The 19089-nt window shown below is 67.0% G+C and carries 19 protein-coding genes; 13 read left to right on the top strand and 6 right to left on the bottom strand.

All coding sequences use genetic code 11. The annotated features are described in order from the left end of the window. Both DID99_RS31730 and DID99_RS31725 read right to left on the bottom strand, forming a co-directional pair. On the bottom strand, positions 1-393 hold the full coding sequence (locus tag DID99_RS31730) for a VOC family protein (protein ID WP_044848449.1): 393 nt from the start codon (positions 391-393) through the stop codon (positions 1-3). Continuing rightward, positions 390-1340 (bottom strand): ketopantoate reductase family protein, encoded by a 951-nt coding sequence (locus DID99_RS31725; RefSeq protein WP_124489184.1) that lies wholly within the window; start codon positions 1338-1340, stop codon positions 390-392. Before DID99_RS31725 ends, DID99_RS31730 begins: the two co-directional genes overlap by 4 nt. A 132-nt stretch (positions 1341-1472) precedes the next feature. On the opposite strand from DID99_RS31725, the gene DID99_RS31720 reads away from it, so the two are divergent. Then, on the top strand, positions 1473-2393 hold the full coding sequence (locus DID99_RS31720; protein WP_124668312.1) for a LysR family transcriptional regulator: 921 nt from the start codon (positions 1473-1475) through the stop codon (positions 2391-2393). Here DID99_RS31720 and DID99_RS38040 read toward each other — a convergent pair. Then, positions 2369-2746: a hypothetical protein gene (locus DID99_RS38040; RefSeq protein ID WP_260444741.1), complete on the bottom strand. Its 378-nt coding sequence runs from the start codon at positions 2744-2746 to the stop codon at positions 2369-2371. The genes DID99_RS31720 and DID99_RS38040 overlap by 25 nt on opposite strands. A gap of 81 nt (positions 2747-2827) precedes the next feature. Here DID99_RS38040 and DID99_RS31715 point away from each other — a divergent pair, with 81 nt between their 5' ends. The 11 genes from DID99_RS31715 (at position 2828) to DID99_RS31665 (ending at position 12315) form a co-directional block, all read left to right on the top strand. Beyond that, positions 2828-3301, top strand: a complete 474-nt coding sequence (locus DID99_RS31715) for a hypothetical protein (RefSeq protein WP_257774851.1) — start codon at positions 2828-2830, stop codon at positions 3299-3301. A gap of 31 nt (positions 3302-3332) precedes the next feature. Continuing rightward, complete coding sequence (locus DID99_RS31710; RefSeq protein WP_044848452.1) at positions 3333-3830, top strand: Lrp/AsnC family transcriptional regulator; 498 nt, start codon at positions 3333-3335, stop codon at positions 3828-3830. Between the two features lie 150 nt (positions 3831-3980). Further along, entirely contained in the window at positions 3981-5060 is a 1080-nt protein-coding gene (locus DID99_RS31705; protein ID WP_124668291.1) for a homoserine dehydrogenase, read from the top strand. Next, positions 5057-6487: an aldehyde dehydrogenase family protein gene (locus tag DID99_RS31700; protein ID WP_124668290.1), complete on the top strand. Its 1431-nt coding sequence runs from the start codon at positions 5057-5059 to the stop codon at positions 6485-6487. Before DID99_RS31705 ends, DID99_RS31700 begins: the two co-directional genes overlap by 4 nt. Before the next feature lie 80 nt (positions 6488-6567). Further along, complete coding sequence (locus tag DID99_RS31695) at positions 6568-7365, top strand: ABC transporter ATP-binding protein (protein WP_124668289.1); 798 nt, start codon at positions 6568-6570, stop codon at positions 7363-7365. Positions 7366-7396: 31 nt separating this feature from the next. Beyond that, on the top strand, positions 7397-8176 hold the full coding sequence (locus DID99_RS31690; RefSeq protein ID WP_124489178.1) for a transporter substrate-binding domain-containing protein: 780 nt from the start codon (positions 7397-7399) through the stop codon (positions 8174-8176). A gap of 70 nt (positions 8177-8246) precedes the next feature. Continuing rightward, positions 8247-8924, top strand: coding sequence for an ABC transporter permease (locus tag DID99_RS31685; RefSeq protein WP_124668288.1), 678 nt, complete (start codon positions 8247-8249; stop codon positions 8922-8924). A gap of 13 nt (positions 8925-8937) precedes the next feature. Beyond that, positions 8938-9633 (top strand): ABC transporter permease, encoded by a 696-nt coding sequence (locus tag DID99_RS31680; RefSeq protein WP_124668287.1) that lies wholly within the window; start codon positions 8938-8940, stop codon positions 9631-9633. A 44-nt stretch (positions 9634-9677) separates the two neighbouring features. Then, a complete protein-coding gene (locus DID99_RS31675; protein ID WP_124668286.1) occupies positions 9678-10847 on the top strand; it encodes a PLP-dependent aspartate aminotransferase family protein in 1170 nt (389 codons plus the stop codon). A gap of 104 nt (positions 10848-10951) precedes the next feature. Next, positions 10952-11881, top strand: a complete 930-nt coding sequence (locus DID99_RS31670) for a homocysteine S-methyltransferase family protein (RefSeq protein ID WP_124668285.1) — start codon at positions 10952-10954, stop codon at positions 11879-11881. Continuing rightward, positions 11878-12315, top strand: a complete 438-nt coding sequence (locus DID99_RS31665; RefSeq protein ID WP_044848460.1) for an Lrp/AsnC family transcriptional regulator — start codon at positions 11878-11880, stop codon at positions 12313-12315. Before DID99_RS31670 ends, DID99_RS31665 begins: the two co-directional genes overlap by 4 nt. Positions 12316-12444: 129 nt before the next feature. On the opposite strand, the gene pntB is transcribed toward DID99_RS31665, so the two are convergent. The 3 genes from pntB to DID99_RS31650 form a co-directional block, all read right to left on the bottom strand. Beyond that, complete coding sequence (gene pntB / locus DID99_RS31660) at positions 12445-13860, bottom strand: Re/Si-specific NAD(P)(+) transhydrogenase subunit beta (RefSeq protein ID WP_124523942.1); 1416 nt, start codon at positions 13858-13860, stop codon at positions 12445-12447. Positions 13861-13873: 13 nt separating this feature from the next. Beyond that, entirely contained in the window at positions 13874-15478 is a 1605-nt protein-coding gene (locus tag DID99_RS31655; protein ID WP_124668284.1) for a Re/Si-specific NAD(P)(+) transhydrogenase subunit alpha, read from the bottom strand. 626 nt (positions 15479-16104) lie between these two features. After that, positions 16105-16695: a dimethylsulfonioproprionate lyase family protein gene (locus DID99_RS31650; protein WP_124489170.1), complete on the bottom strand. Its 591-nt coding sequence runs from the start codon at positions 16693-16695 to the stop codon at positions 16105-16107. Between the two features lie 469 nt (positions 16696-17164). On the opposite strand from DID99_RS31650, the gene DID99_RS31645 reads away from it, so the two are divergent. After that, entirely contained in the window at positions 17165-18955 is a 1791-nt protein-coding gene (locus tag DID99_RS31645) for an acyl-CoA dehydrogenase (protein WP_124523945.1), read from the top strand. Positions 18956-19089 lie beyond the last annotated feature (134 nt).

Raw genomic sequence — 19089 nt, 5'->3', positions numbered from 1 at the left:
TCATGCCTCCGCGCGCGGGTTGATCGCCAGCGCCTGCGCAACGCAGGAAGCCGGCCTGGCCTGGATCAGCTCGACGGCGAGCCCGTCGGGCAGGCGAAGCCAGTTGCGCCCTTGCGGCATCTCCGTCACGCCGAAGCGTTGCGCCGCGGCCAGCGCGGCCTCCAGGTCTTCGCACATCACGCCGAGATGCGCGAGCCGGCCTTCCGGGCCATCGTGTTCCGGCGCGTGGATGAACTGCAGGCCGCCGAGCGTCCAGTACTGCCGCGGCGCGTCGAGCGTGCCGTCCACTTCGCGCAGGGTCATGCCGAGCACGTCCTCGAAGAAGCGGATGTGCCAGCGGATGTCCTTGACCCAGATCGCGACGTGTTCGAGATAGGCTTTCGTGGCATTCATGCGGCGGCCTCCTGCCGTTGGCGGTCGGCCATCGCGCGTTCCAGCCCCTTGATGCAGGCGACGAGCGTTGCATTGACGGGGGTCGGCACGCCGTAGCGCTGCCCCCAGCGCACCACCGAACCGTTGATGAAATCGATTTCGGTGATCGAGCCCTTCTCCAGGCTTTGCAGCATCGACGTCTTGAAGGACGCGGGCAGCCCCTCGGCGGCGAGCGTCCAGGCCTGCTCGGGATCGGTCATCGACAGCTTGACGCCGGCCGCCTGCGCCGCCGCGATCGCCTCGGCGACGGCCGCGAGCGACGTCGCCTTCAGCAGCGGTTCGTCGTAAAGCTGCCCGTAGGTGAGGCCGGTCAGGCCGGTCAGCGCACCCGTCGCGACGTTCACCAGCAGCTTGTCCCACATCGTGCCGACGATGTTGTCGCTGATCGTCGTGGCGAGGCCGGCGGCATCGAACGCGGCGGCGATCGCCTGAACGCGCGGCGTGATGCGGCCGTCGAGCTCGCCGATATAGGTGTATTTGCCGATCACGCCGGATTCGATGTGGCCCGCGCCGCGCAGCACGCCACCGACGTAGGTCTTGCCCGCGAGGACGCGCTCGCGGCCGACGACGTCGATCAGGATGTCTTCGTGTCCGAGGCCGTTCTGCAGCGACAGCACGGTGGTATCCGGCCCCACCAGCGATTGGGCGCCGCGGATGGCCGCGTCGGTGTGGAACGACTTGACCAGCACCACCACCAGGTCGGCCACGCCGACATCGGCAGCCTGGGTCGTCGCGTGGACGCGTACGTGGCGGGTGCCGCCCGCGTCGTCGACGCGCAGGCCGTCACGGCGCATCGCATCGACGTGTGCCGGCGAGCGGTCGATCAGCCAGGTCTCGTGGCCGCCTTGGGTGAGGGTGGCGCCGATCGCGCAGCCGAGTGCGCCGGCGCCCAGAATTGCTATTTTCAATGGCTTCTCCTTTGTCGACCAGAGTTCGCGCTTTGGCGCCTTACTCTGGTCCCATGCAAAGCTGACGTATGGCATCACGATAGGAGTCGCCGCTCATGCCGACAATGCAATGGATACAATGTCGTCATTGCCCTGGACAATAACGCCACGATGCCTGCCGACCTGCCCGACCTGAAGCTGCTTCAGCTTTTCGATCTCCTGTACGACGTGCGCAGCGTCACGCGCGTCGCCGAGCAACTGGGCCAGAGCCAGCCGACGGTCAGCATCTGGCTCGGGCACTTGCGGGAACACCTGCACGATCCGCTCTTCATCCGGACACCCGGCGGCATGGCGCCCACGCCGCAAGCCGACGCGCTGATCGGGCCATGCCGGGAAATTCTCGAATCCCTGCGGCGCTTCACCGCATGGGAGATCGCGTTCGATCCGGCGACGGCCCAGCGACGCTTTCGCATCTGCATGACCGACGCGAGCCACATCACGCTGCTTCCGAGGCTGCTGGCCCATGTCCGGGCGCAGGCGCCCGGCGTCCGGCTGGAAGCCGCGCGGATCGACGGCAATACGGAACGCGCGCTCGAATCCGGCGAAGCCGATCTCGCGATCGGCTATGTGCCGTGGCTGGGTGGCGGCATTTATCAGCAGAAGCTGTACGACCAGGACTGGGTATGCCTGGCCAACCGGCATCATCCGCGGATTCGCGGCCGCCTCGGGGCAAGGCAGTATCGTTCCGAAGGACATGTCGCCATTACCGCGGGAACCGGGGCGCAACTCCTCGAACAGGCGCTGCGGCAGGCGCGCATCGAGCGGGACGTCGTGCTGGAGTTGCCGGGTTTCCTGGGCTTGGGGGCGATCGTCCAGACGACCGACCTGATCACGACGCTACCGCGTCATATCGGCCAGACCCTGGCGCAGGCGAGCGATCTGGCGGTTCATGCGTGTCCGATCCCGGTCGACGGGTTCGCGGTACGGCAGCATTGGCATGCGCGATATCACCATGAGGCCGGCAACCGCTGGCTGCGCGGCGTCGTGATTCAGCTGTTCGGTGCATCGCATTGACTTGCGGGTTCGGCGGTCGTGATGGCCGGCGGACCGGCTGGCGCTCGATTGGATGCGAAACGTCCGGCAAGGCGTGTTTTTCGACGTTTTACGTCGAGGTTCGGCGCGGTTGAGATTTTTTCAGTCGCATCGAGGCGATATGATTTCTCCAGCCCCAACACCGTCGGCCGATCCATGAAGCGCGCCAGCATCGCTGCGACGCGGCCCAGCAAGCACAAGAGAGTCGTATGCCGGACACGCCAATCGTCATCGTCGAACACGCCCGCAGGCGAGCCGCTCAAGTCCGGGCCGGCGACGTCCCCGCCGCCTTGCAGGGTGGTCCCAAATGGGTGTGCAGGATCGTGCCGGATCATGCACCGAGGTCCTGCGAAGGGCACCGATCCGTCGCAGGCACGGCTGAAACGCTCGGCCGACTGAAGCCCGCGAACGTCGCGTTGACGGACCCTGTCCCGAGCGCCGGCGGCTGGCTGGCGCGCTCGTCGACCGACGGAGCCGGCCGGTGTCGCGCCTACGCGCATCTCGGTGCGAACCGGATCCTCGAGATGGTCGGCATGCCGGGCGTCGGCCCGTGGCTCGACGAGCACGACACCTGGTGGCCCGGCGCGTACGAGTTGCCGCTGCTCGAACAGTTGTCCGCGAACGAGTCGCCTCTGCGCGACCTGCTGGGTGCGACTGCACCCGCCCATCTGCTGATGAGCCTGACCGAAGTCGACGGCACCGCGCTCGTGACCGAATCGGACGATGGCATCGAACGTCCGTTCCGAATTCCCGCGGGTGTGGATACGATCCATTTCGCGCCCGTATGTATCTGCGGGCCGGCGGCGCAGTGGCGCGAAACGCTCGTCACCGCGTTCGACCGTGTCCGGCATCTGGTCGGGCTCAGGTCGGCCCGCCCTTTCTATCTTTGACGCAAGCCCCCGTTCTCCGGCAAACCACGCGATGACCGACGCACTCGACTCCTTCGACCGCAAGATCCTGAATATCGTCCAGCGTGATTGCAGCGCGACCGCGGATGCCATTGCCGAACGGATCGGCCTGTCCACGTCGGCCGTGCAAAAGCGGCTGAAGCGCATGCGCACCGAAAAGATCATTTCGGCGGAAATCGCGGTGGTCGATCGCGCGGCGGTCGGCCGGCCGATGACGTTCATCGCGGCAATCGAGATCGAACGCGAAAACTACGAGACGGTCGCCAGGTTCCGCGAGTGGTCGAAGGCGCACGACGAGATCCAGCAGATCTACTACGTGACCGGCTCCGCCGACCTGATCGCGATCATCACCGCACGCGACGTCGAGGCGTACGACCGGCTGTCCGCGCGGATCATGCAGAGCAATCCGATGATCCGCCGGATCAACACGAATGTCGTGCTGAGTGCGGTCAAGGTCGGGCTGTTCGTGCCGGTCGACAAGGACGGCGACGACGAACCGCCGGCCGCCTGACGGACTGGTTTCGCGCGGGACGGGCGATCCGTCCGTCCCGCATGACGAATCGCAACGGGTGACGGCTTGAATCGGGCGAAACGCATAATTTGAAAATCGATTCGCATAACTAACCTGTGTCGTGTGGTCAATGAACAGGAGATGATCGAGATGGAACTCAAACTGGCACTGGTCGGTTTCGGCGGAGTCAATCAGGGACTGGTCGAACTGCTCAAGAAGAAGCGCGCGATGCTGGGTGCGGCGGGACTCGACGTATCGGTGACGATGGTCGCCGACCTGCGGCTCGGGATCGCGACGAATCCTCGCGGTATCGCGCTGGACGTCCTCGACGAAACCGCCCGGCGGGGCGTCGATGCCGAAGCGCTGCGTCGCGATCCCGGCACGCTGGTGTCGCCGGACGTCGGCCTCGGTGCGGTGCTGAAGGCCATCGCGTCGGAGCACGTGGACGTCGTCATCGAGGCGACCTTCACCGATCCGAACACCGGTGAGCCCGCGCTGTCGCATTGCCGTACCGCGCTCGAATGCGGCAAGCACGTGATCACGACCAACAAGGGGCCGATCGCGCTCGCGCAGCCGGCACTGGCGCGGATCGCCGCGCAATCGGGGGCGCGCGTGATGTACGAGGGCACGGTAATGAGCGGCACGCCGGTGCTGCGGCAGCTCGCGACCTCGCTGCGCGGCTGCGACATCCGCGGCTTCGCCGGCATCCTGAACGGCACGTCGAACTACGTGCTCGGCGAGGTCGAGGCCGGCGCGAGCTTCGATGCGGCGATCCGGGATGCGCAGCAGCGCGGCTATGCGGAGGCGAACCCGGCGGCCGACGTCAACGGCTCGGACGTACAGCTGAAGGTCGTCATTCTGGCGAACGCACTGTGGAATGCCGGCCTCGAGCGCGCCGACGTGAGATGCCGCGGCATCGTGGAATTGACCGAGCACGACGTGCGCGCGGCGGTGGCGGAGCGCATGTCCTGGCGGTTGATCGGATCCGCCACCCGCCATCCGGACGGCACCGTTAGCGCGAGCGTCGAGCCGCGCAAGCTGCCGGCCGGCCATCCGCTGCTGGCCGCGAGCGGCGTGACGAACGCGATCACGTTCGACACCGACGTGCTCGGTGGCGTGACGATCAGCGGGCCGGGTGCCGGGCGCGAGGAAACGGCGTTCGCGATCCTCTCCGACCTGATCGAACTGGCGGACCGGATTGGCGCGGCCTCGCACGAGGTGGCCGCATGAGCGCGCGCGATGCGGTGATGAGCGACTGCACGGGAGCCGGCGTGGCCGATGTGCGATCGCCGTATGACGGCTCGATCGTCGGCCAGGTTCGTCTGTCGCGAGCCGATGCGGCGCCGCTCCTCGTCGAGCGCGCGCTCGACGGCGCGTGCGCGGCCGCAACCATGTCGCGCAGCCAGCGGGCCGACCTCCTGTTTCGCGCGGCCTCGAGCGTGGAGGCACAAGCGGAGACGTTCGCACGCACGATCGCGCTGGAGGCGGGCAAGCCGCTGCGGCAGGCCCGCAAGGAAGTCGCGCGCTGCGTGAACACGCTGCGCCTGTCGGGCGAGGAAGCGAAACGACTCAACGGCGAGACGATCCCGTTCGACGGGTATCCCGGCTCGGAGGATCGCAGCGGCTACTACACGCTGGAGCCGCTGGGCGTGATTCTCGCGATCACGCCCTTCAACGACCCGCTGAACCTCGTCGCACACAAGCTCGGGCCGGCGCTCGCGACCGGCAATGCGGTCATCCTGAAGCCCTCGTTGCTCGCGCCGCTGTCCGCACAGGCGCTCGTCGAGGTCCTGTGGGAAGCCGGTGCGCCGCGCGCCGCGCTGCAGATCGTGCACGGCGGCGCGGATCTCGCGTCCGCGCTGGTGCGCGACCGGCGGATCCGGATGGTGACCTTTACCGGTGGCCCGCAGACCGGCGAGGCCATCACGCGCGATGCGGGACTCAAGAAGATCGCGATGGACCTGGGCGGCAATGCGCCGGTGATCGTCATGGCCGACTGCGACCTGAAGGATGCCGCCGAATCGTGCGTGTCGGGCGCGTTCTGGGCGGCGGGACAGAACTGCATCGGCACGCAGCGGATCTTCGTCGCCGAGGCCGCGTACGAGCCGTTCGTGCGGTATTTCGTCGAACTGACGGGCAGGATGGTCGTTGGCGATCCGCTGGACGATGCGACCGACATGGGGCCGATGATCGGCGAGGAGCAGGCGATCCGCATCGAGCAGTGGGTCGACGAAGCCGTGTCGCGCGGTGCGACGGTGCTGACCGGCCATCGGCGACGCGGGGCGCTGTATGAACCGACGGTGCTCGCGGATGTGCCGCACGACGCGCGTGTCTGGACCGACGAGGTATTCGCGCCGGTCGTAACGATCGAGAAATTCACCGACCTGCAGCAGGCGCTCGACGCGGCCAACGCGTCGGAGAGCTGCCTGCATGCAGGCGTGTTCACCAACCGCCTGGAAGTGGCGCTCGGCGCGGCCGAGCGCCTGCAGGCGGGCGGCGTGATGATCAACGATTCGTCCGATTACCGCTTCGACGGCATGCCGTTCGGCGGATTCAAGCATGGGTCGCTGGGCCGCGAAGGCGTTCGGTTCGCGATGACGGACATGACGCAGCCGAAGGTGGTCTGCTTCAGGCGCAACCGGCGGCTGTCGGGCTGATGCGCAAGCGCCGGCGCCTGACTGGCCGGCGCGGCGCGAACCGCAGCGGTGTGAGCAACGTATCGAGGAAGGAGTCGAGGATGCCAGCAGCAATTCCTGCATGCAAACCGGCGGCGGACGCGCTGGTGGTCGAGGATATTCACAAGTCGTTCGGCGGTGTCGAGGTGCTCAAGGGCATCTCGTTGATCGCGAAGAATCACGAGGTCGTGTCGATCCTCGGCAGCAGCGGGTCGGGCAAGAGTACGTTCCTCAGGTGCATCAACCTGCTGGAAATGCCCGACCGCGGCCGGATCTGCGTGAATGGCGAAACGCTCGCGCTGAAACAGGCGGGCCGCGACGGCGCGCTCGTCGCGGCCGACGCGCGGCAGGTGATGCGCGTGCGCCGCAGGCTCGCAATGGTGTTCCAGCAGTTCAATCTGTGGGCGCACATGACCGTGCTGCAGAACGTGATGTTCGTGCCGGTGCGCGTGCTCGGCGTGCCGAAGCGCGACGCCCGCGACAAGGCGATCGCGATGCTCGAACGGGTCGGGCTCGCCGGCAAGTGCGAACACTATCCGAACCAGCTGTCGGGCGGCCAGCAGCAGCGCGTCGCGATTGCGCGTGCGCTCGCGACCGACCCCGACGTGATGCTGTTCGACGAGCCGACGTCGGCGCTCGATCCGGAACTCGTCGGCGAAGTGTTGAAAGTGATGCGCTCGCTGGCCGACGAGGGACGCACGATGCTCGTCGTCACGCACGAGATGGGGTTCGCGCGCGAGGTCGCGAACCGCGTCGTGTTCGTCCACCAGGGACGAATCGAGGAAGACGGCAGTCCTGACGAGGTGTTCGCGAGCCAGAAATCGCCGCGGTTCCAGAAGTTTCTGTCCAGCATCATTTGATGCGGATTCAATGCCAACCGGAGAGGAAACCATGAAAAAGCTGCTTCAGTCGCTGTGCGTGGGCGCGGCATTGCTCGGATCGGTCGCGCAGGCCGAGCAGGTCGTGCGGGTCGGCACGCTCGCCGATTACGCGCCGTTCGAATACAAGGATGCCTCCGGCAAGCTGCAGGGCATGGAGATCGACATCGGCAAGAAGATGTGCGACACGATGAAGGTCAAGTGCCAGTGGGTGACGATGGATTTCGACGCGCTGATTCCGGCACTCAAGGCGAAGCAGATCGATGCGGTGCTCGCGCAAATGTCGAAGACGCCGGAGCGCGAACAGTCGGTGGACTTCACGCGCATCGTCACGACGGCGCCCGTGCAGCTCGTCGCGAAGCAGGGCTCCGGCATCACGGACAACGCCGCCACGCTGCGCGGCAAGACGATCGGCGTTCAGACGGCCTCGACGCACGAATCCTATCTGCGCCGCCGCCTGCCGGCGAGCAAGTCGGGGATCGACGTGAAGGTCTATCAGACGCTCGACGAGGCCTGGCTCGATCTCGAGGCCGGGCGCGTCGATGCGGTATTCGCCGACAACACGGTCGCGTACGACTGGCTGACGAAGGCCGGCAGGAAGGCAGGCTTCGACTTCGTCGGCAAGCCGATCGCCGATGCGGAGATCTTCGGCGACGGTACGGCGATCGCGGTGCGCAAGGGCGACGCGCCGCTGAAGGCGCTGTTCGACAAGGGCATCGCGCAGGTGCAGGCGGACGGCACGTTCGCCGCGGCCAACAAGCGCTATTTCCCGTTCAGCATCGCGCCGCAATAACCGCGCAGCGGGACCGCGCGGGCGCCGGACGGCGGCCCGCGGTCCCGGCCATACACGGAGCGACATTACGATGGATATCCTGGTGAACTACGGCGCGCAGATCGCGGCTGGTGCGCTCGTCACGCTGGAGCTGGCGGTCGCCGCGCTGTGCGTCGGCATGCTGCTCGGCATCGCCGGTGCGTCGGCAAAACTGTCGAGCCTCGGGTGGCTCAGGCATGCGACCTATGCGCTGACCAATTTCCTGCGCGGCATTCCCGAGTTCCTGATCCTGTTGATCTGCTACTTCGGGCTGTCGCATTTTCTCAACGCGCAATTCGATGGCGCCGTTGTCATCAGCCCGTTCTCAGCCGGCGTGATCGCGCTCGCCGTGGTGTTCGGCGCGTACTCGTCGGAGATGTTCCGCGGCGCGTTCAGCGCGGTGCCGGCCGGACAGATCGAGGCCGCGCGCGCGTACGGGATGACACGCCTGCAGACGCTGTGGTACGTGCGGCTGCCGCAGGCGTGGCGCATCTGCCTGCCGAGCCTGAACAACATGTGGCAGAACCTGCTGAAGGACACGTCGCTGGTGTCGATCGTCGGGCTCGAGGACATGTTGCGCAAGGCCAACATCGCCGCGCAGTTCACCAAGCAGCCATTCGTCTTCTACGTGGCGGTCGGAATCGTCTATTTCGGCTTTCTCGCCGCGTCAAACCCCGTGTTCGCGTGGCTCGAGCGCAGCGCGGGCCGCGGTTACGCAACACGCACCTGAGGAGGGCCATCTGATGAACGACTTTGTTTCCCTCATCGGGCAGTCCGGCCCGGACGTCGCGCGCGGCATCTGGATCACGCTCGAGCTGCTGGTGCTGTCATGCACCCTTGCGTTCGCGCTCGCGGTGCCGCTGGCGGTCGCGCGTACGTCGGCGTGCCGCTGGCTGTCGACACCGAGCCGGCTGTTCATGTCGGTGTTTCGCGGCACGCCGCTGCTGGTGCAGATTTTCGTGCTGTATTACGGGCTCGCGCAGTTCTCGATCGTGCGTGCATCGCCTCTGTGGCTGCTGGTCGGCGGATCGTTCTCGTGTGCGTTGTGCGCGCTGACGCTCAATCTCTCGGCCTACATGGCCGAAGACATCCGCGGCGGGATCGCAGGCGTTCCCGCCGGCGAGAAGGAGGCCGCGCTCGCGTTCGGGATGAGCCGCTTCATGCTCACCTGGTTCGTGATCGTGCCGCGCGCGATCGGCATCGTCGCGCCGACGCTCGGCAACGAGATCGTGCTGCAGCTGAAGTCGACCGCGCTTGCCAGCACGATCACCGTGCTCGACCTCACCGGTGTCGCGCGACGCATCTCCATCGAAACCTATACGACCGACGCGCTGATGCTGGCCGGCATCGTCTACGTCGGTATCACGGCGGTGCTTTCGACCGTGCTCAAGCGCGTCGAAGGTCTGCTGAATCGCCATCTGGGCGGCGTGCGTGCCTGACGGGCGCCGCATGAACGCGACACAACGAACGATCCGAGGACGACATGGGATACAAGCTTGAAACGCTGGCGCTCGCTGCGGACCGCGACGTGACCGACGAGAAGTCGGTCGCGCCGGCGATCCACTATTCGGCGGTGTTCAGGGCAGCCGGCAGCGAGGAATTCGCGGAGATGTCGAGCGTGCCGCAGCATCCGCGCAACTACACGCGCTACGGCAATCCGGTTCACGAGCGTGTGAAGGCGGTCATGGCGGAGCTCGAGGGCACCGAGACCGCGCTCGTCACGGCATCCGGCATGGGCGCGATCGCGACCGCGATCCTCAGTGTCGTGAAGGCCGGCGATCACGTCGTCGGCCAGACGCGTCATTACATGAGCACCACGAAGCTGCTCGACGACATGCTGCGCCGGTTCGGCGTCGAGGTGACGTTCGTCGACCAGACCGACGTGGCCGCGTTCGATCGCGCGATCCGGCCGAACACACGGCTGATCGTGCTCGAGTCGCCGGTCAATCCGCTGCTGCTCGTGACCGACATCGCCGCGGTGACCGAGATCGCCAGAGCTCGCGGCATCCTCACGCTCGCGGACAACACGTTCGCGTCGCCGATCAACCAGCAGCCGCACCGGCTCGGTGTCGACATCGTCGTGCACAGCGCGACCAAGTATCTGGGCGGCCATCACGACCTGACGGGCGGCGTGATCTGCACGAGCCGCGTGCTCGCCGAGCAGATCTGGCATACGCACATCACGCTCGGGTCGGTGCTGTCGCCGATGGACGCGTGGCTCTTGCTGCGCGGGCTGCGCACGCTGCCGATGCGCGTCGAGCGGATCAATGCGAACGCCCAGGCGCTCGCCGAATTCCTCGAAGCGCACGCGAAGATCGAGCGCGTGTTCTATCCGGGCCTGCGCAGCCATCCGCAGCATGGGCTCGCGTGCCGGCAGATGCGCGGTTTCGGCGGCGTGGTCGCGTTCGGCGTGAGGGGAAGCTACGGCGAAGCGCAGCGCTTCGTCGAGGCGCTGCGCCTGCCGCTGAATGCAGGCAATCTCGGCGGCGTCGATTCGCTCGCGATCCATACGGCATCGATGTGGGCGGGCACGATGTCGGCGGAGCAGATGCGCGCTGCCGACATCCCGCTCAATTTCATCCGCTATTCGGTCGGCATCGAGCACATCGACGACCTGAAAAGCGATATCGCGCAAGCATTGGCGCAGATCTGACACGGACCCGCGCGCACGCTCGGTCGACGCCCCACGCGCGTCGCACCGGCCTTTGAATCGATGCGGGCACGAGCTGCGCGGATTGCAACGACGGAGCACGGACTATGCAAGACATCACGGTACTTGACGGCGGCATGGGGCGCGAACTGGCGCGGATGGGGGCGCCGTTCAGGCAGCCGGAATGGTCGGCACTCGCGCTGATGGAAGCGCCGCATTACGTCAGCCTTGCGCACGACGCATTCATCGCGGCGGGTGCCGACGTGATCACCGCGAACAGCTATGCGGTCGTGCCGTTCCATATCGGCGAAGCGCGGTTCCGTCGCGACGGTGTCGCGCTCGCGGCACTTGCCGGACAACTCGCGCGGCAAGCGGCGGACCGCGCAGCGCGGCCCGTGCGCGTCGCGGGATCGCTTCCGCCGACCGGCGGTTCCTACCGACCCGACCTGTTCGACGCGGCGCGCGCGGATGCGATCCTGGCGACGCTCGTCGACGGGCTCGATCCCTACGTCGACCTGTGGCTGGCCGAGACGCAGAGCCTGACCGACGAGATCGGCGCGGTCCGGCGTGCGCTCGGTGCGAATCCGAAGCCGCTCTGGGTCTCGTTCACGCTGCGTGACGACGTCGACGCAGGCACCACGCCGGTACTGCGATCGGGACAGACGCTCGACGAAGCGATCGATGCCGCCGTGTCCGCGCGCGCGACCGCGCTGCTGTTCAACTGCAGCCAGCCGGAGGTGATGGGTGCGGCGATCGAGACGGTGCAGCGCACGCTCGCGAACACCGGAACGTCGCTCGCGATCGGCGCCTATGCGAACGCGTTTCCGCCTCAGCGCGCCGATGCGCGCGCGAACGAGGAACTCGACGGCCTGCGCGGCGACGTCGATCCGCCCGGCTATGCAAGATGGGCGGAGCAGTGGCTTGGCCTGGGCGCGCGGATCGTCGGCGGGTGTTGCGGAATCGGCCCCGGCCACATCGCGGCATTGCGCGACGCGGTCGATGCGCGCGGCGCCGCGCACACCGGGTTCGGCCAATGAAGATCGACGGCCTGGACCAGAAGATCATCGACGCATTGTGTGCCGATGCGCGGATACCGCTCGCGGTATTGGCCGACCGGATCGGTCTGTCCAGGCAGGCGGTCCGCAACCGGATCGACCGGCTCGAAGCGCTGAACATCATTGCGGGCTATACGGTGCGGCTCGCGTTGCCCGACGATGTCGTGCCGGTGCGCGCCGTGATGCTCGTGTATCGCCGGGACCGGATGCGCGGCGCGGACGTGCTCGCCGCACTGGAGCGGATCGCCGAGGTGCGCGATTGCGCGGTCCTCAGCGGCGAGGTCGATTTGCTGGTGCAGATCGAGGCCGCCACGCACGAGCGCATCAGCGACATCTGGGCAACGATCAGCGCGCTGGACGGCGTGCAAAACATGACGACCAGTTTCGTGCTCGACTCCGTCGTCCACAAGCGCTGACTGAACCGGCGCAACGGGAAAAGGGCAGGCGGGGGAGGCTGCGCGTCGTCCGGTTCGGCGTCCGCGACGGCGTATCGAAGCCACGCGGCGCCGGAGCGGCTTGCTGCCGCTCCGCGCGCGTGGCCGTACTCAGGCTTTCAGTGCGCCGAAGATTTCATTGAGCATCGACTTCGCATCGCCGAACAACATGCGGTTGTTGTCCTTGTAGAACAGCGGATTGTCGACGCCCGCATAGCCGGACGCCATGCTGCGCTTCATCACGATCGACGTCTTCGCCTTCCACACTTCCAGCACCGGCATGCCGGCGATCGGGCTCGACGGGTCGTCCTGCGCGGCCGGGTTCACGATGTCGTTCGCGCCGATCACCATCGACACGTCGGCTTCGGGGAAGTCGCCGTTGATCTCGTCCATCTCCAGCACGATGTCGTACGGCACCTTCGCTTCGGCCAGCAGCACGTTCATGTGCCCCGGCATGCGGCCCGCGACCGGGTGGATCGCGAAACGCACGTCGACGCCCTTCTCGCGCAGCAGCTTCGTCAGCTCGAACACCGTGTGCTGGGCTTGCGCCACGGCCATCCCGTAGCCGGGCACGATGATCACGCGCTTCGCTTCGCGCAGCAGTTCGGCCGTCTCCGCCGCGCTCACCGCGACCGCTTCGCCGGCCGGCAGCGCGGCGCCGCCGCCGGCTGCCGCCGGTGCGCCCGCGCCGCTGCCGAAGCCGCCCGCGATCACGCTGATGAAGTTGCGGTTCATCGCGCGGCACATGATGTACGACAGGATCGCACCCGACGAGCCCACCAGCGCGCCGATCACGATCAGCAGGTCGTTGCCGAGCATGAAGCCGGTGGCGGCTGCCGCCCACCCCGAGTAGCTGTTGAGCATCGACACCACGACCGGCATGTCCGCGCCGCCGATCGCCATCACCATGTGCACGCCGAACAGCAGCGAGATCACGGTCATCACGACGAGCGGCAGCATGCCGTCCTGGATGCTTTCCGCATGCAGGAACGCGCGGCCGTAGTAGATCACGATCAGCAGCGCGGCCAGGTTCAGCCAGTGCCGTGCCGGCAGCAGCAGCGGCTTGCCGCCGATCTTGCCCGACAGCTTGCCGAACGCGATGATCGAGCCCGCGAAGGTGACGGCACCGATCAGGATGCCGACATAAATTTCCACTTCGTGGATCGCCTTCTCGGCGCCGGTGAACTGCAGCGACGTGTCGATGTAGCTCGCGAAGCCGACGAGGCAGGCCGCGAGACCGACCAGGCTGTGCATCAGCGCGACCAGTTCCGGCATCTGCGTCATCTGCACCTTCTTCGCCGCGTACAGGCCGACCGCGCCGCCGACGACGAGTGCGGCGATCACGTACGGAATGCCCGCGGCCGACACGCGCGGCCCGGCCACGGTGGCCAGCACGGCGATCAGCATGCCGATCATGCCGAGCAGGTTGCCGCGGCGCGCGGTTTCGGGGTTCGCGAGGCCGCCGAGGCTCAGGATGAACAGGATCGCGGCGCCGATATAGGAGACGGTAGTCAGGTTGGAAGTCATTATTGTCGTCCCCTTATTTGCGGAACATCGCCAGCATGCGGCGCGTGACCGCGAAGCCGCCGAACATGTTGACGGCCGTGAGCGTGAGCGCGCCGACCGCGAGACCGAGGATCAGCCCGGACGGGCGATCGCCGGCGTTGGCCAGCTCACCGAGGGGCGGTGCGACCTGCACGAGCGCGCCGATCGCGATGATCGACGAGATCGCGTTGGTCACGCTCATCAGCGGCGTGTGCAGCGACGGCGTGACGTTCCAGATCACCATGTAGCCGACGAAGCACGCGAGCACGAACACCGTGAAGTGCGACAGGAAGCTCGCCGGCGCGAACTGGCCGACCAGCAGGAACGCCAGCGCGCCGATCGCGAACACGATCGCGAGCGCCTTGGCCGACATGGGCTCGCCGCTGTGGCCATGACCTTTCGACTTCGCCGGCGCCGCGACTGCCGCGGGTGCGGCCGCTGCAGGCTTGGGCGCGACGGCCGCCTGCTTGATCGGCGGCGGCGGCCACGTGACGTTGCCTTCCTTGATGACGGTGAGGCCGCGGATCGCGTCGTCGTCGAAGTCGACGTTGATCGTGCCGTCCTTGGCCTTGCACAGCTCCTCGATCACGCGCAGCAGATTGGTCGCATAGAGCGTCGACGACTGCCGCGACAGGCGCGACGCGAGATCGGTATAGCCGACGATGGTCACGCCATGGCGCACCACGGCTTCGCCGGGCACCGTGAGTTCGCAGTTGCCGCCCTGTTCGGCGGCCATGTCGACGATCACGCTGCCGGGCTTCATCGACTGCACCATCTCGGCGGTGATGAGCTTCGGCGCCGGCTTGCCGGGGATCAGCGCGGTCGTGATGATGATGTCGGCGTCCTTCGCCTGCTGCGCATACATCGCGCGCTGTGCCTGCTGGAAGCCCTCGCTCATCACCTTCGCGTAGCCGCCGCCGCCCGAGCCTTCCTCTTCGTAGTCGACCTTGACGAACTCGCCGCCCAGCGACTTGACCTGATCGGCGACCTCGGCGCGCGTGTCGTTCGCGCGCACGATTGCACCGAGGCTCGCGGCCGTGCCGATCGCGGCCAGACCGGCCACCCCGGCGCCGGCGATGAACACCTTCGCCGGCGGGATCTTGCCGGCCGCCGTGACCTGGCCGTTCAGGAAGCGGCCGAACGCATGCGCGGCCTCGATCACCGCGCGATAGCCGCTGATGCCGGCCATCGACGTGAGCGCGTCCATCTTCTGCGCGCGCGACAGCGTGCGCGGCAGCGAGTCGATCGCCAGCACGGTGGCGCGCTTCGCGGCCAGCTGCTGCATCAGCTCGGGGTTCTGCGCGGGCCACACGAAGCCGATCAGCGTGCCGCCTTCGCGCATCAGCGCGACTTCGTCGGCGCTCGGCGGGCGCACCTTGAGCACGATGTCGCTGCCGGACCAGAGCTCGGCCGCCGTGGCGGCGATGCTCGCGCCGGCCGCGCGGTACGTGTCGTCGTCAAAGTTCGCGCCGGCACCGGCGCCGCTTTGGACGGCCACCGAAAACCCCAGCTTGATCAGTTTCTCGACCACCTCGGGAACGGTCGCAACGCGCCGTTCGCCGGTGGCTGTCTCCAGAGGAACCCCAATCTGTAATGTCATAGTGTGAAAGATGGGTGATGGCCATCGCGAAGCGCTCGGGCCGGTGCGTCAAGGTAACAGAATCATGTGCGTATTTAGTGGCTCGCGCGAGGGTTCGCATTAAAAATGGAACGACCGTTCGCTGGGCGCGAATAGAGTATGCCCGATAACAAAGGCGCCATCGAGGACACAAAATCGTCGAACGCGTCTTCTGCCGTGCTGTTGCGTTTTATCCACGCGCGGGCGATATCGCGTCGACCGAATGGAGGTTGACGATGCGGTCGGACCGCTGCCTCCGCCGCAGCGGCGCTGCCGCGTGAGCCGGCCGCCGCGCTGTGGGCTGCACGGGCCTCCCATGACCGGCGTCCTTCGCCGGTTCCCATGGCCGGCTTCCGGTCGATGATCTCGCCGCTCGTTGCCCGGTCGGCTCGCCTTCCTTCGGATGATTTCGTCGGCGTACACGGAAGCTGGAGATTCGGGCAGGCGTCGAATCGTTTCGCTTACACGCATGCCGGCATGATCGGGCCGATCGCGAAACGCCTGGGTACCGTTCAACAGCGGTTTGAAGCAATCCGGACCGACCGGTAGGTCAATGACCGGGCGCTCACCGCAGGCGGACCCGTCAGCGCATCGTGACGATCGTCGGATCAATTCAGCAGGCACCATATCGCGAGGAACGGCGTATCGCCGGCGCGCATCGCATGCAGCGCGCCGGGCGGGTTGTGGATGCCGCCACCGATACCGGGATCGAACCATTCGCCGTTCTGCTGCCGGAATTCACCGGCGGTCAACAGCACGTACGCTTCCTCCGGCGCGTGACCATGATCCGGATATCTGACGCCGGGCATCATCAGCGAGAAGCCGAGCTGAATGTCGTCGCGGCTCTCCGCGCCGCCGGGCCCGCAGATCATCGCGTTCGCGTGCCCGTCGATGTAGTTGGGGCTGCCGTCCTTGCCCGACGTGCGACGCGACCATCCGACCACGGGTTCGAGCGACCCGATCAGCCGTGCAACCGTGGCGAACGTCGGGCTGACGTGCGCGACCGACTCGAGCGCCGGGGCGAGCCAGGCGCAGGCGGGGTAGCGCTCCGCGAGCCGCGTTCCGTTGTCCGACGGCGTCTGCAGCCGCGCGAATACTTTCGGCGCGAATGCGCGCGCGGCGGGGGGAAGCCGGTCCGACTGGAACAGTTCGCCGGCGATCCGGACGAAATCCGCGATGTGCTTCGGGCGTTCACTCATGCTGGTCTGTGCTCCGGTGCTCGCTGGCTTGATGAGACGAAAGTCTATGCAGAAACGTGCCGGCCCGGGCAGCGAAAAAGGGCGGCCGATTTGGCGCCGGCCGCCATGTGCTCGGCGCGGTTGCCGTCGCACGCGCTCAGGCCGGCGTCCTTCGGCGATGTTCATGATCGTCTCCCGGTTTTCGGCTTTGCCGGCCGTTCGAGCCACCGCCCGGCCCGTCCGGCCGGCACGCCGATTGCGCATCGTTTATGCTGGAAACGGCACCCGAACCGCCCCGCCCCGGACGCCCGTGTCCGCCATCGCCCCGCGCATCGCGTGGCCGGTTTTGTCACCATGTGGGCCGGATATGACAATGGAAAACCGCCGGCACGGCATTACGATGGGCCACGACGTCGCCTGGCGCTGGCCGGTTTTGCCGCAGCCGCCCGGGCCGCGCGCCTCATTCACCGCCTGATTTGGAACATCGACCATGAGCTATAACGCCCCTGTCAAGGACATGCTGTTCGTGCTGAAGGAACTCGCGGGCATCGACACCGTTGCGCAGTTGCCGGGTTTCGAGGACGCCGGCTATGACACGGCGCAGGCCGTGCTCGACGAATCCGCGAAATTCTGCGACGAGGTGCTGGCGCCGCTGAACGTCGAGGGCGACCGCAACCCGAGCAGCTGGAAGGATGGCGTGGTGACCGCGACGCCGGGTTTCGGCGCCGCATTCCGCCAGTTCGTCGAAGGCGGCTGGCAAGGTCTGCAGCATCCGGCCGAATACGACGGCCAGGGGCTGCCGAAGCTGATCGCGACTCCGTGCATCGAGATGCTGAACGCGGCGAACCTGTCGTTCGCGCTGTGCCCGCTGCTCACCGACGGCGCGATCGAGGCGCTGCTGACGGCCGGCACCGACGAACAGAAGCAGCGCTACGTGCCGAAGCTGATCTCGGGTGAATGGACCGGCACGATGAACCTGACCGAGCCGCAGGCCGGTTCGGACCTGGCGCTGGTGCGCTCGCGCGCCGAGCCGCAGGGCGACGGCACGTACAAGGTGTTCGGCACGAAGATCTTCATCACGTGGGGCGAGCACGACATGGCGGACAACATCGTCCACCTGGTGCTCGCGCGCACGCCGAACGCGCCGGAAGGCGTGAAGGGCATTTCGCTGTTCATCGTGCCGAAGTTCCTGGTCAACGAAGACGGCTCGCTCGGCGCGCGCAACGACGTGCACTGCGTGTCGATCGAGCACAAGCTCGGGATCAAGGCGAGCCCGACCGCGGTGCTGCAGTACGGCGATAACGGCGGCGCGATCGGCTACCTGGTCGGCGAAGAGAATCGCGGCCTCGAATACATGTTCATCATGATGAACGCGGCGCGCTTCGGCGTCGGGATGCAGGGGATCGGCGTGGCCGACCGTGCCTACCGGAAGGCGGCCGAATTCGCGAAGGAGCGCGTGCAGAGCCGCCCGGTCGACGGGTCGGCCAAGCAGTCGGTGACGATCATCCATCACCCGGACGTGCGCCGCATGCTCGGCACGATGCGCGCGCTGACCGAGGGCGCGCGGGCGCTCGCGTACGTCGCAGCCGCGCACAGCGACATTGCCCACCGCCATTCGGACGAGGCGACGCGCACGCGTCATCAGGCAATCTACGAATATCTGGTGCCGGTCGTGAAGGGCTGGAGCACGGAGATGGTGAACGACGTGGCGAGCCTCGGCGTGCAGGTGCACGGCGGGATGGGCTTCATCGAGGAAACCGGCGCCGCGCAGTACTACCGCGACGCGCGGATCCTGGCGATCTACGAAGGCACGACCGCGATCCAGGCGAACGACCTGGTCGGCCGCAAGACGATGCGCGATGGCGGCGCGGTGGCGAAGGCGCTGATCGCGGAGATCGGCGACACCGTCGCGGCGCTCGGCAAGGTCGACGGCGCGGCGGCCGCGTCGATGAAGGCGCAGCTGGAGAAGGGTGCGCGCGCGCTGTCGACGGTGGTGGACTACGTGGTCGCGAACGTGAAGCAGGACCCGAACGCGGTGTTCGCGGGCAGCGTGCCGTACCTGAAGCTGGCGGGCGTCGTGCTGTGCGGATGGCAGATGGCGCGTGCGCTGCTGGCGGCGCACGCGAACCGCGCGAGCGACACGGCGTTCTTCGATGCGAAGATCGCGATCGCACAATGCTATGCGGAACACGTCCTCGTGCAGGCAGGCGGGCTCGAAGCGTCGATCGTCGGCGCGAAGGGCAACGAGAGCGTGCTCGCGTTGACGGAAGACCAGTTCTGACCGTAACGGTCGGGGCGCAGGAGGAGACAGGATTTTGACCACACAGGACTTGCTCGCGCAATACGGCCCGCGCGAATCGATGGAATACGACGTCGTGATCGTCGGCGGCGGCCCGGCCGGGCTGTCGGCCGCGA

This window comes from Burkholderia sp. Bp8986 (assembly GCF_003854225.1).
Lineage (GTDB): Bacteria > Pseudomonadota > Gammaproteobacteria > Burkholderiales > Burkholderiaceae > Burkholderia.
This window is presented reverse-complemented; position numbering and strand designations above follow the sequence as displayed.

Bases quoted from the DNA above. Each gene is read 5' to 3' on its own strand.
- DID99_RS31730 (WP_044848449.1), bottom strand. From the start codon at position 393: ATGAATGCCACGAAAGCCTATCTCGAACACGTCGCGATCTGGGTCAAG.
- DID99_RS38040 (WP_260444741.1), bottom strand. From the start codon at position 2,746: ATGATCCGGCACGATCCTGCACACCCATTTGGGACCACCCTGCAAGGC.
- DID99_RS31710 (WP_044848452.1), top strand. From the start codon at position 3,333: ATGACCGACGCACTCGACTCCTTCGACCGCAAGATCCTGAATATCGTC.
- DID99_RS31645 (WP_124523945.1), top strand. From the start codon at position 17,165: ATGAGCTATAACGCCCCTGTCAAGGACATGCTGTTCGTGCTGAAGGAA.
- DID99_RS31670 (WP_124668285.1), top strand. From the start codon at position 10,952: ATGCAAGACATCACGGTACTTGACGGCGGCATGGGGCGCGAACTGGCG.
- DID99_RS31700 (WP_124668290.1), top strand. From the start codon at position 5,057: ATGAGCGCGCGCGATGCGGTGATGAGCGACTGCACGGGAGCCGGCGTG.
- DID99_RS31685 (WP_124668288.1), top strand. From the start codon at position 8,247: ATGGATATCCTGGTGAACTACGGCGCGCAGATCGCGGCTGGTGCGCTC.
- pntB (WP_124523942.1), bottom strand. From the start codon at position 13,860: ATGACTTCCAACCTGACTACCGTCTCCTATATCGGCGCCGCGATCCTG.
- DID99_RS31680 (WP_124668287.1), top strand. From the start codon at position 8,938: ATGAACGACTTTGTTTCCCTCATCGGGCAGTCCGGCCCGGACGTCGCG.
- DID99_RS31650 (WP_124489170.1), bottom strand. From the start codon at position 16,695: ATGAGTGAACGCCCGAAGCACATCGCGGATTTCGTCCGGATCGCCGGC.
- DID99_RS31665 (WP_044848460.1), top strand. From the start codon at position 11,878: ATGAAGATCGACGGCCTGGACCAGAAGATCATCGACGCATTGTGTGCC.
- DID99_RS31690 (WP_124489178.1), top strand. From the start codon at position 7,397: ATGAAAAAGCTGCTTCAGTCGCTGTGCGTGGGCGCGGCATTGCTCGGA.
- DID99_RS31675 (WP_124668286.1), top strand. From the start codon at position 9,678: ATGGGATACAAGCTTGAAACGCTGGCGCTCGCTGCGGACCGCGACGTG.
- DID99_RS31705 (WP_124668291.1), top strand. From the start codon at position 3,981: ATGGAACTCAAACTGGCACTGGTCGGTTTCGGCGGAGTCAATCAGGGA.
- DID99_RS31655 (WP_124668284.1), bottom strand. From the start codon at position 15,478: ATGACATTACAGATTGGGGTTCCTCTGGAGACAGCCACCGGCGAACGG.
- DID99_RS31695 (WP_124668289.1), top strand. From the start codon at position 6,568: ATGCCAGCAGCAATTCCTGCATGCAAACCGGCGGCGGACGCGCTGGTG.